The sequence below is a fragment of the Streptomyces sp. B93 genome (assembly GCF_018070565.1).
Classification (GTDB): domain Bacteria; phylum Actinomycetota; class Actinomycetes; order Streptomycetales; family Streptomycetaceae; genus Streptomyces.
In genome coordinates, this window is the sequence record NZ_JAGPXL010000001.1 from 270,420 (window position 1) to 285,125 (window position 14,706).

Annotated in this window: 12 protein-coding genes; 7 read left to right on the plus strand and 5 right to left on the minus strand. The window is 70.3% G+C overall.

Annotated elements, in window-relative coordinates; translation table 11 throughout:
* Nucleotides 1-83 precede the first annotated feature (83 nt).
* On the plus strand, nt 84-248 hold the full coding sequence (locus tag KBY47_RS01275) for a hypothetical protein (RefSeq protein WP_210918944.1): 165 nt from the start codon (nt 84-86) through the stop codon (nt 246-248).
* Nucleotides 249-338: 90 nt separating this feature from the next.
* Here the strand turns inward: KBY47_RS01275 and dnaE are convergent, their stop codons facing one another.
* Nucleotides 339-3,878, minus strand: a complete 3,540-nt coding sequence (gene dnaE / locus KBY47_RS01280) for a DNA polymerase III subunit alpha (protein ID WP_210918945.1) — start codon at nt 3,876-3,878, stop codon at nt 339-341.
* Nucleotides 3,879-4,108: 230 nt separating this feature from the next.
* On the opposite strand from dnaE, the gene KBY47_RS01285 reads away from it, so the two are divergent.
* From KBY47_RS01285 to KBY47_RS01305, 5 genes are all read left to right on the plus strand, one after another.
* Entirely contained in the window at nt 4,109-5,446 is a 1,338-nt protein-coding gene (locus KBY47_RS01285; RefSeq protein ID WP_210918946.1) for a DUF2252 domain-containing protein, read from the plus strand.
* Between the two features lie 70 nt (nt 5,447-5,516).
* Entirely contained in the window at nt 5,517-6,203 is a 687-nt protein-coding gene (locus tag KBY47_RS01290; RefSeq protein ID WP_210918947.1) for a hypothetical protein, read from the plus strand.
* 79 nt (nt 6,204-6,282) lie between these two features.
* The gene (locus KBY47_RS01295) at nt 6,283-7,083 is read left to right on the plus strand and encodes a DsbA family protein (protein ID WP_210918948.1); all 801 of its coding nucleotides are present in this window, start codon (nt 6,283-6,285) and stop codon (nt 7,081-7,083) included.
* Between the two features lie 107 nt (nt 7,084-7,190).
* Complete coding sequence (locus tag KBY47_RS01300) at nt 7,191-8,852, plus strand: alkaline phosphatase (RefSeq protein WP_210918949.1); 1,662 nt, start codon at nt 7,191-7,193, stop codon at nt 8,850-8,852.
* A 340-nt stretch (nt 8,853-9,192) separates the two neighbouring features.
* A complete protein-coding gene (locus KBY47_RS01305; RefSeq protein WP_210918950.1) occupies nt 9,193-10,185 on the plus strand; it encodes a zinc metalloprotease in 993 nt (330 codons plus the stop codon).
* Nucleotides 10,186-10,190: 5 nt separating this feature from the next.
* On the opposite strand, the gene KBY47_RS01310 is transcribed toward KBY47_RS01305, so the two are convergent.
* Nucleotides 10,191-10,760: a dienelactone hydrolase family protein gene (locus KBY47_RS01310; RefSeq protein WP_210918951.1), complete on the minus strand. Its 570-nt coding sequence runs from the start codon at nt 10,758-10,760 to the stop codon at nt 10,191-10,193.
* 107 nt (nt 10,761-10,867) lie between these two features.
* Here KBY47_RS01310 and KBY47_RS01315 point away from each other — a divergent pair, with 107 nt between their 5' ends.
* Entirely contained in the window at nt 10,868-11,995 is a 1,128-nt protein-coding gene (locus tag KBY47_RS01315; RefSeq protein WP_210918952.1) for a mechanosensitive ion channel family protein, read from the plus strand.
* 12 nt (nt 11,996-12,007) lie between these two features.
* Here the strand turns inward: KBY47_RS01315 and KBY47_RS01320 are convergent, their stop codons facing one another.
* The 3 genes from KBY47_RS01320 to KBY47_RS01330 form a co-directional block, all read right to left on the minus strand.
* Entirely contained in the window at nt 12,008-12,952 is a 945-nt protein-coding gene (locus KBY47_RS01320) for an RluA family pseudouridine synthase (protein WP_210918953.1), read from the minus strand.
* Nucleotides 12,953-13,008: 56 nt separating this feature from the next.
* Entirely contained in the window at nt 13,009-13,716 is a 708-nt protein-coding gene (gene lspA, locus KBY47_RS01325) for a signal peptidase II (protein ID WP_210918954.1), read from the minus strand.
* A gap of 72 nt (nt 13,717-13,788) precedes the next feature.
* Nucleotides 13,789-14,634 carry a TraR/DksA C4-type zinc finger protein gene (locus tag KBY47_RS01330; RefSeq protein WP_374103048.1) on the minus strand — a complete coding sequence of 282 codons (846 nt, stop codon included), beginning with the start codon at nt 14,632-14,634 and terminating at the stop codon, nt 13,789-13,791.
* Between the last annotated feature and the right edge of the window lie 72 nt (nt 14,635-14,706).

A 14,706-nucleotide genomic window follows, 5' to 3' on the forward strand; every position in this document is an offset into this window, starting at 1 on the left:
TTATCCGAAATGCGTCGTGTGTCAGCCTATGTGAATCTGGTCCCGGCCCTGGCCCCTAGACCCCCCACAGGAGGCAGATCACCATGGCCAAGAACAAGAACCGTGACCGTAAGCAGCCCCAGTCCGCGCGCGTGCCGCAGGACGCCCAGCAGTCGGCGATCGTGTCGGAGGCGGAGGAGCGTCTCACCCAGGCCACCCCGGACGACGTGGCGCGCAAGGGCCGCCAGAAGCGCTTCGGCCACAACTGAACATCCGCTGACGGGCGGTGACCGCCCGGGCAGGGAACGAGGGGCGCATCCGCTGTCGGATGCGCCCCTCGCGCACGTCAAGTGCCTGGCTCAGCCCGCCAGGCAGGACGGTCCCAGCAGCACCTTCAGATCGCCGAAGAGCGCCGGGTCCGGCTTGACCCGGTGCCGGTCGAGCCGCAGCACGGTCGTCTTCGTCGGCCCCTGGAGCTTGATCCGCACCTCGCTGTCGCCCTTGTGGTGGCTGAGGATCTCACCGAGGCGGCTCACCATGGGCGGGGTGACCCGGGTCGCCGGGATGGTGAGCACCACGGGCGCGTTGGTGCCCGCGTTCGACAGGTCGGGGACCATCAGCTCCATGGCGACCAGTCGGGGCACGTCCTCGCGCTTGTCGAGCCTGCCCTTGACGAACACCACCGCGTCCTCGACGAGTTGGGTCGACACGAGCTGGTAGGTCGCCGGGAAGAACATGCACTCGATGGAGCCCGCGAGGTCTTCGACGGTGGCGATCGCCCAGGCGTTGCCCTGCTTGGTCATCTTGCGCTGGAGGCCGGAGATGATGCCGCCGATGGTGACCACCGCGCCGTCCCCGAAGTCACCGCCGGTGAGCTGGGAGATGCCCGCGTCGGCCTTGTCGGACAGGACGTGCTCCAGACCGAAGAGCGGGTGGTCGGAGACGTACAGACCGAGCATCTCGCGCTCCTGGGCGAGCAGATAGGTCTTGTCCCACTCCTCGGTGGTGAACTCCACGTCGAGCCCGAAGCCCGGCTCGCTGGTCTCCTCCTCGCCCATGCCGCCGAAGAGGTCGAACTGGCCCTCGGCCTCCTTGCGCTTGACCGCGACCACGTTGTCGATCATCGGTTCGTACTGCGCGGTCAGGCCCTTGCGGGTGTGGCCGAGCGTGTCGAAGGCGCCCGCCTTGATCAGCGACTCCGTGGTCCGCTTGTTGCAGGCGACCGCCTCGACCTTGTCGAGGTAGTCGGGGAAGGAGGCGTACTTCCCCTTCGCCTTGCGGCTCCTGATGATCGACTCGACCACGTTGGTGCCGACGTTGCGCACCGCCTCCAGGCCGAAGAGGATCACGTCGTCGCCCTGGGCGGCGAAGTTGTGCACCGACTCGTTGACGTTCGGCGGGAGCACCTTGATGCCCATGCGGCGGCACTCGTTGAGGTAGATCGCCGACTTGTCCTTGTCGTCCTTGACGGAGGTCAGCAGCGCCGCCATGTACTCGGCGGGGTGGTTCGCCTTCAGGTAGGCGGTCCAGTAGGAGACCAGTCCGTACGCCGCCGAGTGCGCCTTGTTGAACGCGTACCCGGCGAACGGGACCAGCACGTCCCACAGGGCCTGGATGGCCTCGTCGCTGTAGCCGTTCTTGCGGGCGCCGCCCTGGAAGATGACGAAGTTCTTCTCCAGTTCCTCCGGCTTCTTCTTGCCCATCACGCGGCGGAGGATGTCGGCCTCGCCGAGCGAGTAGCCCGCGATGATCTGGGCGGCCTTCTGCACCTGCTCCTGGTAGACGATCAGGCCGTAGGTGACGTCCAGGACCTCCTTGAGCGGCTCCTCCAGCTCCGGGTGGATGGGCGTGATCTCCTGCTGGCCGTTCTTGCGCAGCGCGTAGTTGGTGTGGGAGTTCATGCCCATGGGGCCAGGCCGGTACAGGGCCGAGACGGCGGAGATGTCCTCGAAGTTGTCCGGCTTCATCAGCCGGAGCAGGGAGCGCATGGGGCCGCCGTCGAACTGGAAGACGCCGAGGGTGTCGCCGCGCTGGAGGAGTTCGAAGGTCGTGGGGTCGTCGAGCGGGAGGCCGAGGAGATCGATGTCGATCCCCTTGTTGGACTTCACCATCTTGACGGCGTCGTCCATGATCGTCAGGTTGCGCAGGCCCAGGAAGTCCATCTTCAGCAGGCCGAGCGACTCACAGCTCGGGTAGTCCCACTGCGTGATGGTGACGTTGTCCGTGTGCCGCACCCAGACCGGGACGTGCTCCGTGATGGTCTCGCTGGACATGATCACGCCGGCGGCGTGCACACCCATCTGCCGGACCAGGCCCTCGACGCCCTTGGCGGTGTCGATGACCTTCTTCACGTCCGGTTCGTTCTCGTACATCGCCCGGACCTCGCCCGCCTCGGAGTAGCGCGGGTGCTCGGGGTTGGTGATGCCGTCGAGGTTGATGCCCTTGCCGAGGACGTCGGCGGGCATGGCCTTGGTGATCCGGTCGCCCATCGCGTACGGGTAGCCCAGCACGCGCGCGGAGTCCTTGATGGCGTTCTTCGCCTTGATGGTGCCGTAGGTGCCGATCATGGCGACCTTGTCGGCGCCGTACTTCTCCGTGACGTACCTGATCACCTCGACGCGCCGGCGCTCGTCGAAGTCGATGTCGACGTCGGGCATGGAGATGCGCTCGGGGTTGAGGAACCGCTCGAAGATCAGGCCGTGCGGGATCGGGTCGAGGTCGGTGATGCCCATGGCGTAGGCGACGATCGAACCGGCAGCCGAGCCGCGGCCGGGGCCGACCGCGATGCCGTTGTTCTTGGCCCACATGATGAAGTCGGCGACGACGAGGAAGTAGCCGGGGAAGCCCATCGAGATGATGACGTCCATCTCGTACTCGGCCTGCTTCTGGCGGTCCTCGGGGACGCCGCCGGGGAAGCGGCGCTCCATCCCGCGGCGGACCTCCTCCTTGAACCAGGTGACCTCGGTGTAGCCCTCCGGGATGTCGAACTTCGGCATCAGGTCGCGCTTCTCGAACATGCCGGTGGTGTCGACCATCTCGGCGACGAGGAGGGTGTTGGCGCAGCCCTGCTGCCAGGCGTCCGAGGAGTCGATGGCGTACATCTCGTCGGTCGACTTCAGGTAGTAGCCGGTGCCGTCGAACTTGAAGCGGTCGGGGTCGGAGAGGTTCTTGCCGGTCTGGATGCACAGCAGGGCGTCGTGGGCGGTCGCCTCGTGCGCGTACGTGTAGTGCGAGTCGTTGGTGACCAGCGGGGGGATGCCGAGCTTCCTGCCGATCTCCAGCAGGCCGTCGCGGACCCGGTGCTCGATGTCGATGCCGTGGTCCATCAGCTCCAGGAAGTAGCGGTCCTTGCCGAAGATGTCCTGGTAGTCGGCCGCGGCCTTCAGGGCCTCGTCGAAGTGGCCGAGCCGCAGCCGGGTCTGCACCTCGCCGGAGGGGCAGCCGGTGGAGGCGACGATGCCGTCGGACCACTGGGCGATGGTCTCCTTGTCCATCCGGGGCCACTTCTGGAGCCAGCCCTCGGCGTACGCGTCCGAGGAGAGCCGGAAGATGTTGTGCAGCCCCGTCTTGTTCACGGCCCACATCGTCTTGTGGGTGTAGCCGCCGGAACCGGAGACGTCGTCCCGCTTCTGGTGCGGCTGCCCCCACTGGATCTTGCGCTTGTTGCGCCGGGACTCGGGGGCGACATAGGCCTCGATCCCGATGATCGGGGTGATTCCGGCCTTCTGTGCGGTGTGGAAGAAGTCGTACGCCCCGTGCAGGTTGCCGTGGTCGGACATGGCGATATGCGTCATGCCCATCTCATTGCAGGCGTTGAACATGTCCTTCAGCCGCGCGGCACCGTCCAGCAGCGAGTACTGGGTGTGGACGTGCAGGTGCGTGAACGGCGGTTTCGACACGTTCGGCCTCCTAGGAGAACAGTCGGCGACAGGCTGCGGACAGTCTGGGGGGACAGCGTCGAAGTCTATGCCCCGGCACTGACACTCGCGGGGCTGATCCACGTACCTTCGGGCGGGAGCCGCGGGCACTCCCGCGGACCCCCGGACGTTACGACAACGACGGCCGCCGCCAGCGCGCGGAGCACGGCCGCCGTCACCCTCAGCAGCCAGGCACCAGGAGGCACCCAGCGATGTCGGTACCGCAGCTCAGCGCCGAGCCCCGCGGCGAGGAGATCCTCACCGTCTTCGACACCGCCTTCGGCGAACTGCTCGCCGCCGACCCGGCCGCGTTCCGCGTGAAGTTCCGCAAGATGGCGGCCTCCGCGTTCGCGTTCTACCGCGGCACGGCGTGCCTCTTCTACCACGACCTGGAGCACGACCCGGGCGCCGACAAGCGCGACGGCCCGTTCCTGGACGACCGCACCTCGCGCGTCTGGATCCACGGCGACCTGCACGCGGAGAACTTCGGCACGTACATGGACTCCACGGGCCGCCTGATCTTCAACGTCAACGACTTCGACGAGGCCTACGTCGGCCCCTTCACCTGGGACCTCAAGCGCTTCGCCGCCTCCGTCGCCCTCATCGGGTACGCCAAGGCGCTCGGCGACGAGCAGATCACCGAGCTGGTGGGGATCTACGCCGCCGCCTACCGCGAGCGCATCCACGCCCTGGCGACCGGCGCCAAGCGCGACGAGGTCCCGCCGTTCACGCTGGACACCGCCGAGGGCCCGCTGCTGGACGCGCTGCGCGACGCCCGCTCCCTGACCCGCTTCGGCCTGCTGGACTCGATGACGGAGATCCGCGACTTCGAGCGCCGCTTCGCCCCCGGCGGCGGCTCCGTCGAGCTGGACGCGGCCACCCGCTACAAGGTGCTCGCCGCCTTCGACGGCTACCTGGAGACGCTGCCGGAGTCCTCGCTGGCCCGGCCCGACTCCTACCGCGTCAAGGACGTCGTGGGCCGCCGCGGCGTCGGCATCGGCTCGGCCGGTCTGCCGTCGTACAACATCCTCCTGGAGGGCAACAGCGACGCCCTGGAGAACGACGTCGTGATCTACATCAAGCAGGCCCAGACCCCGGCCGTCTCCCGGCACGTCACCGACGCCGCGATCCGCGCGTACTTCCAGCACGAGGGCCACCGCACGGTGATCTCCCAGCGCGCCCTCCAGGCGCACGCCGACCCGTGGCTGGGCTGGACCGAGCTGGACGGCTCGGGGCAGCTGGTCGCCGAGGTCTCGCCGTACGCCGTGGACCTGGACTGGGACGACATCGACGACCCGGAGGAGATCGCCGCGGTCGTCGCCGACCTGGGCCGGGCCACGGCGACGATGCACGCGGCGGCGGACGACACCTCCGGCGAGTCCCTGGTGCCCTTCTCCACCGAGCGCGCCATCGACGCGGCGCTCGCCGCCGACGAGGACGGCTTCGCGCCGCTGCTGACCGACTTCGCCCACACCTACGGGGCACGCGCGCGTGCCGACCACCAGATCTTCGTCGACCTGTTCCGCAACGGCCGGATACCCGGTCTGTGACGTCCGTGCGCGGTCTCACAGGGACCCTTTAGGAGTCCCTTACGACGGTCCGTGCCACACTTCTAGCGCGATGGACATATCAGGGACCCAGCTGCGAGCCGTACGCGCGGCGCTGTTCACGGCACTGGTCGTGACGCTCAGCACCGCGTCGCACGTGCTGCTGTCCGGCGTCCCGCTGCCGCTGGGCACGGTCTCGGCGATCGCCGCGGCCGTGTTCGTCCTGGCCTACGCCCTCGCGGGCCGCGCCCGCGGCTTCGGCCGGATCGCCGCCCTGCTGATCCCGCTGGAGCTGGCCGCCGACACGGTCTTCACCGCGGGCCAGCACGCCTGCTACGGCGCGGCCGGCGGCCCGGTCGCGGGCCCGCTGCGCTCGGTCGGCCTCGACGTGCTGTGCGCCGGGGAGATCGGCACCCCGCTGGCCCAGGTCGCCGGGACCGGGCAGGACCGCTTCGCCGCCCTGCTGGCCGACGCCCGCCCGGGCACCGCGTGGCTGCTGCTGGGCGCCCACATCGGCGTCGGACTGCTGGCCGCCTGGTGGCTGCACCGCGGCGAACGGGCACTGGACCGGCTGCTGCGGGCGGCGGCCACCGCCACCTTCCGGCCGCTGCTGCTCGCGGTCGCCGCGATCGGCACCCGCCGCGCCCCGGCCCGCACCCGGCTGCCGCGGCCCGCGCACCGTACGGCCGCCGCGCGTGACCTGCTGCTCACCCACTGTCTGGGACGGCGTGGACCGCCGTGCCCGGCCGCCCTCGTCTGAGGGCCCGCCGAGGCACGACCCCACCTTCACACCTCCCGCGCACCGGATGTGCGCGCGTCCCACCACGGAGAGCATCACCATGAGCAAGCGGAACAGCCAGGCGTCCAAGCAGGCGGCCCGGGAGCGGCTGCGCCAGGAGCGCGAGCGCCAGGCCAAGCGGGACAAGGCCAAGCGGCAGCTGATCGTCGCCGCGTCGATCGTCGGCGTCCTGGCGATAGCCGGCGGCATCGGTTACGCCGTCGTGCAGAACAACCAGCCCACCAAGTGGGAGGAGGCGGCGAAGGCGACGGTGGTCGCCCCCGCCAACACCTCCGGCAAGGACGGCACCACGGTCCTGATCGGCGACTCCGAGACGGACAACGTCGTCCACCTCTACGAGGACCCGCGCTGCCCGGCCTGCGCCTCCTTCGAGCAGAACATCGGCGAGACGGTCAACAAGGGCATGGAGGACGGCGACTACAAGCTGTCCCTCACGATCGGCACCTTCCTGGACGGCAACCTCGGCGGCGAGGGCTCGAAGAACGCGCTGAGCGCGATGGGCGCCGCGCTGGACGTGAGCCCGGAGGCGTTCCTCGACTACAAGGCCGCGCTGTACTCGGCCGAGTACCACCCCGAGGAGTCCACCGACGAGCTGGCCGACGACGCCTACCTGATCAAGGTCGCGAACACGGTCGACGCCCTGAAGAACAACAAGGAGTTCCAGAACGCCGTCGAGCAGGGCACTTACGACGCCTGGGCGATGAAGATGAGCAAGACCTTCGACGACACCGAGGACGTCAGCTCCACCCCGACCATCAAGATCAACGACAAGGTGATCAGCAACCCGAGCAGCGTCGAGGAGTGGCAGACGGCGCTCAAGGACGCGGGCGTCACCAAGTAGCCGGAGCGACAGGACGGCGAGCGGAGCGGGCGAACTCCCCGGGGTTCGCCCGCTCTTCACGTCCGCGGCCTTACCCAGTCCCCTACCGATCAGTAATCTGATCGGCCGTGACCAGTCGCCACAGATCCCACACGGACCCCAACTCCCTTGCCCCGCGCCGTCGTACGGTCGTCAAAGCGGCCGCCGCCGGTGCGGTCCTGGCCGCTCCGCTGGCCGCCGCGGCACCCGCCCGCGCCGCCGCCGAGGCCCCCGCCTTCCTGCACGGCGTCGCCTCCGGGGACCCGCTGCCCGACGGCATCCTGCTGTGGACGCGCGTAACGCCGACCGAGGAGGCGGTACCCGGCTCCGGGCTCGGCCCGGACGTGACCGTCTCCTGGACCGTCGCCACGGACCGGGCGTTCGGCAACGTCGTCGCCAAGGGCGCCACCACCGCGACCGCCGCCTCCGACCACACCGTCAAGGCCGACATCCGCGGCCTGCGGCCCGCGACCGACTACTGGTTCCGCTTCTCGGCGGACGGCACCGACTCCCCCGTGGGCCGCGCCCGCACCGCCCCGGCCGTCGACGCCGCGGTGACGGGCCTGCGCTTCGGCGTGGTCTCCTGCGCCAACTGGGAGGCGGGCCGCTTCGCGGCGTACCGGCATCTCGCCGCCCGCGGAGACCTGGACGCCTGGCTGCACCTCGGTGACTACATATACGAGTACGGCACCGGCGAGTACGGCACCCGCGGCACCGTCGTACGGCCCCACGAACCCGCCCACGAGATCCTCACACTGGCCGACTACCGCACCCGGCACGGCCGCTACAAGACCGACCCCGACCTCCAGGCGCTGCACGCCGCCGCGCCCGTGGTCGCCATCTGGGACGACCACGAGATGGCCAACGACGCCTGGTCGGGCGGCGCCGAGAACCACACGGAGGGCGCGGAGGGCGCCTGGGCCGCCCGGCAGGCCGCCGCCAAGCAGGCCTACTTCGAGTGGATGCCGGTGCGCCCGGCGATCGCGGGCACCACCTACCGACGGCTGCGCTTCGGCAAGCTGGCCGACCTGTCGCTGCTCGACCTGCGGAGCTTCCGCTCCCAGCAGGCGGCCCTCGGCAACGGCTCGGTGGACGACCCGGAGCGCACCCTGACCGGCCGGGCGCAGCTCGACTGGCTGAAGGCGGGACTCGCCTCCTCCGACACCACCTGGCGGCTGGTCGGCAACTCGGTGATGATCGCGCCGTTCGCCGTCGGCTCGCTCTCCGCGGAGCTGCTGAAGCCGCTGGCCAAGCTGCTGGGGCTGCCGCAGGAGGGGCTGGCGGTCAACACCGACCAGTGGGACGGCTACACCGACGACCGCCGGGAGCTGCTGGCCCACCTGCGCTCCCACGCCATCCGCAACACCGTCTTCCTCACCGGCGACATCCACATGGCGTGGGCCAACGACGTGCCGGTGAACGCGGGCACGTACCCGCTGTCCGCCTCGGCGGCGACCGAGTTCGTCGTCACCTCGGTGACCTCCGACAACCTCGACGACATCCTGAAGGTCTCCGAGGGCGCCGTCTCCGCCCTCGCCTCCCCGGTGATCCGGGCCGCCAACCGGCATGTCCACTGGGTCGACACGGACCGCCACGGCTACGGCGTCCTGGACCTCACCGCCGAGCGGGCGCAGATGGACTACTACGTCCTGGCCGACCGCACCAAGGCGGACACGGCCTCCTCGTGGGTGCGTTCGTACCGCACGCGCAGCGGCACCCAGAAGGTCGAGCGCGCCTACGACCCGGTGTGATCCCGGCGACCGGCCGGTGACTCCGACGACAGACCGTCGATTTCCAGCCAACCGTGGCCCGTTTGCGCGCGGTTAAGGGGAGATCACATCGCTACGGCGGGTGGTGTGAACGGCATCCCGAATGCGGACACACCACCCGCCCCGGTCACCGCTCCCGTTACGCCGGAGTCTCAAACTCCGGACGACCGATCAGTTCATCATCCCGATTACCCCTGTTCGCCGGTTATTTGATTGGGCTTGATCACTCCTCTTCCGGCCTGGTCATGTCCACGTAATCTCCGGGCGGATGGCCAGGAAGACCCCTGCGCCTCTCTCCCCACCGCATCCGCCAGGAGTCAACATGCGTGCGCTTGCCCGGATATCACCCCTTACGAGCAGACGCCTTCTCGGCACGGCCGTCGTGGCCGGAACCCTGCTGCTCACCCCGCTGTCGGCCCCCACCGGCGTCGCCGCGGCGGGCACCCCGTCGGCCGCCGAGTGCACCGAGGAGACCGACGCCCACGCCGCGGCCCGCGAGATCCGTCCCGGGGCGGGCGAGCACATCGCCGAGCCCAACGAGATCAGCGCCGCCCGCGCCCAGGCGATGGACGCCGACCTGCGCAAGAAGCTCGACCAGCTGCCGTCCAACCGCCGCAGCCTCAGCGCCGCCGCGGCGACCAGCATCCCCGTGTACTTCCACGTGATCCACAACGGCAGCGCGGGCAAGCTCTCCGCCACCGACATCAACGCCCAGATGAACGTGCTGAACTCGGCCTTCGGCGGCCAGGGCAGCGGCAACACCGACTCCGGCTTCCAGTTCACCCTGGCGGGCACCGACTACACCGACAACGCCGCCTGGTACACCGTCGGCTACGGCTCGCAGGAGGAGAAGGCCATGAAGGCCGCCCTGCGCACCGGTGGCGCGAACGCCCTCAACATCTACACCGCCAACATCGGCGGCGGCCTCCTCGGCTGGGCCACCTTCCCCAGCTCCTACAAGTCCAGCCCCTCCATGGACGGCGTCGTCATCCTCGACGCGTCCCTGCCCGGCGGCTCGGCCGCCAACTACAACGAGGGCGACACCGGCACCCACGAGGTCGGCCACTGGATGGGCCTGTACCACACCTTCCAGGGCGGCTGCAACGGCAACGGCGACTACGTCGACGACACCCCCGCCGAGAAGAGCGCCGCCTACCAGTGCCCCGAGGGCCGCGACAGCTGCGCCCGCCAGAGCGGTGTGGACCCGATCCACAACTTCATGGACTACACCTACGACTCCTGCATGTACCAGTTCACCTCGGGCCAGGTGACGCGCATGCAGCAGAGCTGGGCGGCGTACCGAGCCGCGGGCTGAGCACGCTAGAGCGTCCCGAGGAAGCCGAGCGCCACCCGCCAGGTGGCCTCGGCCGCCTCCTCGTCGTAGTCCGGGAGGCCGGGGTCGGTGTAGAGGTGACCGGCCCCGGCGTACCGGTAGATCTCCACGTCGGCGCCCGCTCTGCCCATCTGGAGGTACCAGGCGCTCAGCCAGTCGTCCGTCTCGAACGGGTCCGGCTCGGCCACGTGCAGCTGCACCGGCAGCCCGTCCACGGCGACGTTCGGCGCGAGGTCGGAGGTGCCGTGCAGGAGCAGCAGCCCGCGCGCCCGCTCGTCGCCCAGGGCGAGGGTCTGGGCGATGGACGCGCCGAGGGAAAACCCGGCGTACACCAGGCCCCGCTCCGAGTACGGCGCGGCGGCCAGCACCGCCCGCTTCAGCAGCTCGTCCTTGCCGATGGCGTCCTGGTGGGCCATGCCCTCCTCGACCGTCTCGAACGTCGCGCCGTCGAACAGGTCCGGCGTCCACACCTCGTGTCCCGCGGCGCGCAGCCGGTCCGCCGCCGCGCGCACCGCCGGGCGCGGTCCGTAGGCCGAGTGGAAGAGCATGATGTTCATGGGGCCATGGTGCCAGCCGGGTACGACATCACACGCCCGCTCCCCTACCCGGAACGTTCCCGAAGTCACATGTTCAGGCCCGCCCGACGGCGGTTACGTTCGAAGGCATGGAGAATCTGCTCCGCCCGCTGATCGTGGTCGGCGGCTCGGTCGTCCTGACGCTGCTCATCGGCTGGGCCACCGACCGCCTGCTGTGCAAGGCCGACCGGCGCCACCCCGAGACCCCGCTGTGGGGTCTGCTCAGGCGTGGCCGCATCCCCTACCAGCTGATGCTCTGCGCGGCCATGCTGAGAGGCTCCTACGACTCGGCACGGCTGCTCCAGGAACACGAGGTCGGCATCGGCCGGACGCTGACACTGGTGCTGATCGGCTCGGTGGCCTGGCTGGTCATCAGGATCGCGGCGGCGGTCGTCGAGACGTCGTACAGCCGCTACGCCAGCCACCGCGCCCAGCGCGACCCCGCCCGGGTCCGCCGGGTGCGCACCCAGGTGTCGCTGATCATGCGGGTGGTCGCGGCGGTCGTCGGGGTGGTGGCCGCGGCGGCGATGCTGCTGACCTTCCCCGCGATGCGCGCCGCCGGTGCCTCGCTGCTGGCCTCCGCGGGCATTATCGGCATCGTCGCCGGTGTCGCCGCCCAGTCCACGCTGGGCAACATGTTCGCGGGCTTCCAGATCGCCTTCGGCGACATGGTCCGGCTCGGCGACACCGTGGTGGTGGACGGCGAGTGGGGCACCGTCGAGGAGATCACCCTGACCTACCTCACGGTCCGCACCTGGGACGAACGCCGGATCACCATGCCGGTGTCGTACTTCACCTCCAAGCCGTTCCAGAACTGGACGCGCGGCACCTCGCAGCTCACCGGCGTCGTCTACTGGCACCTGGACCACTCCGCGCCCCTGGACGCGATGCGCGAGCGGCTCCGGGACATCCTGCGCAACTGCCCGGCGTGGGACGGCCGCGACTACAACCTGTCCGTCACCGACAGCACGCCGAGCACCATGGAGGTGCGGGCGCTGATGACCGCGAAGGACGCGGACGACGTCTGGACGGTCCGGGTCACGGTCCGCGAGCAGATGATCACCTGGCTGGCGAAGGAGCACCCCTACGCCCTGCCGCGGGTCAACACGGCCGACGCGGTCCTGCCGAACGGCGTCCCGCGCCAGCCCTCCCCGGACGGCGCCGTACGGCGGGCGCACACGACACCCCACCCGGCTCCCCGCGCGAACCGGCCCTGAGGCCGCCCTCGCTCAGCCGTAGGTCTCCGCCCGGACCTGGTCGAGGGCCTGCTGGAGGTCCTCGGGGTAGTCGCAGGAGAACTCCGCCCACTGGCCGTCGCCGGGGTGCTCGAAGCCGAGGCGTACGGCGTGCAGCCACTGCCGGGTCAGGCGGAGCCGCCTGGCCAGCGTCGGGTCCGCGCCGTAGGTGAGGTCGCCGACGCAGGGGTGGCGGTGGGCGGCCATGTGGACCCGGATCTGGTGGGTGCGGCCGGTCTCCAGCTTCACATCGAGCAGGGAGGCCGCGCGGAACGCCTCGATCAGGTCGTAGTGGGTGACGGAGGGCTTGCCGTCCGCGGTGACCGCCCACTTGTAGTCGTGCTGCGGGTGGCGGCCGATGGGGGCGTCGATGGTGCCGCTGGTCGGGTCGGGGTGGCCCTGGACCAGGGTGTGGTAGCGCTTGTCGACCGTGCGCTCCTTGAACTGGCGCTTCAGCGACGTGTACGCGTACTCGGACTTGGCCACCACCATCAGGCCGGAGGTGCCGACGTCCAGACGGTGCACGATGCCCTGGCGCTCGGCGGCGCCGGAGGTCGAGATGCGGTACCCGGCGGCGGCGAGACCGCCGATCACCGTCGGCCCGGTCCAGCCCGGCGACGGGTGCGCGGCGACACCGACCGGCTTGACGATGACGACCACGTCATCGTCGTCGTGCACGATCTCCATGCCCTCGACCGGCTCGGCGACCACCTGCACCGGCGCGGCCGCCTGCGGCATCTCCACCTCCAGCCAGGCGCCGCCACGGACCCGCTCGGACTTGCCGACCACCGTGCCGTCCACGAGCACCTTGCCCGCCGCGGCCAGCTCGGCCGCCTTGGTACGGGAGAAGCCGAACATGCGGGAGATGGCGGCGTCGACGCGCTCGCCCTCCAGGCCGTCCGGCACGGGCAGGGTACGGATCTCGGGAATCGTGCTCACCCGTCGAGTATGCCGGACGGGTCGGACAGCCCCGTACGAGAGGCCCGCCCCCGCGCTCAGTCCTTGTGGACCGTGCCGTCCGGGTCGAGGCCCCGGAACGACAGCAGCACGATGAGGATGCCGCCGCACACGATCGCCGAGTCGGCGAGGTTGAAGACGGCGAAGTGCTTCGGCGCGATGAAGTCGACGACCGCGCCCTCGAAGACCCCCGGCGACCGGAAGATCCGGTCGGTGAGGTTGCCGAGCGCCCCGCCGAGCAGCAGCCCGAGCGCGATGGCCCAGGGCAGGCTGTACAGCTTGCGGGCGAGCCGGGCGATCACCACGATCACCACGGCCGCGATCACCGTGAAGATCACGGTGAACGCCTCGCCGAAGCCGAAGGCCGCGCCCGCGTTGCGGATCGCCCGGAACTCCAGCCAGTCGCCGACGACCTGGATCGGCTCCTGGTGCTCCAGCTTGGCGACCACGATCATCTTGCTGATCAGGTCGAGGGCGTACGCGAACACGGCGACGGCGAACAGCACGGCGATCCGCCGCCTGCCCCGCGGCCGCCCGTCCGCGTCCTCCGGCTCACCGGAGCCGGACACGCCGACCGCCGCCGTGGTCTCCCCGGCCCCACCGGGCGCACCAGCCACGGTCTCCGCCGCCGGGTCGCCGCCGCCGGACCGCTCGCCCGACGCCGCGTCGTCGCCCGGCCGCTCCCGCTCGGCCCGCGCCGCGTCCGGAGTGTCCGGCGTACCGATGATCCGCTCCGCCTCTGCCACGTGAGTCCCTCAACCTAGGTACCTGACTGAGCACGAGGGTACGGCACACCGTCCGGGACCCCGATGCTCGGCTCAGTACCGGCGCTCCTGCTTCTGCTTGCACTCCACACACAGCGTCGCCCTCGGGAAGGCCTGCATCCGCGCCTTGCCGATGGGGTTGCCGCAGCTGTCGCAGAGTCCGTAGGTGCCCGCGTCGATCCGTTCCAGGGCCCGCTCAATCTGGGTGAGCATCTCGCGCGCGTTGGCCGCCAGCGCCAGCTCGTGCTCGCGCGTGATGTTCTTGGCGCCGGTGTCGGCCTGGTCGTCGCCCGCTCCGTCCCCGGAGTCCCGCATCAGACCGGCGAGGGACCGCTCGATCCCCGAGATCTCCTCGCGCAGTCGTTCCGCCTCGGACACCAGCTCCGCACGGGCCTCCGCGACCTCCTGGGGGGTCCAGGGGTCCTCACCGGGGCGAACCGCCAGCTCGCCGGGCTCCACCGCGGCGACCCGCGCCTTGGGGACGGCGGTCGTGGCCGCCGTGGCCGTGCCAGGAGTCTTCTTCGCAACCACCGTCGTGGCTCCCGTCTGCTTCGCGGCCTCGGCCGCGCCCGCCTTCTTGGCCGTGCTCCTCTTGGCCGTCGTCTTCTTGGCCGTCGTCTTCTTGACCGTGGTCCTCTTGGCCGCACTCTTGGTGGTGCTCTTGGTGGTGCTCTTCGTACTGCTCCGGGTGGTGCCCCCGGCCGTGTCCTTCCCGGCACCGGCACCCTCCGGAGCCGGGACCTGCCCGGCCGCCGGTTTGGCGGCGGTCGCCTTCCTGGCGGTGGTCCTCGCGCCCGTCCTCTTCGCCGGGGCCGTCGTCTCCCCGGCAGCCGTCTTCCCGACCGCCTTCTTCTTCGAGGCCGCGCCCTTCGTGGCCGTCGTGGTCTTCTTCCCCGCCACGTCCCTGGCCGCACCTCCGGATGTCCTCGTAGACCTGCCGGAGGACGCCGGCTGCTGTACGGCGGTCTTCTT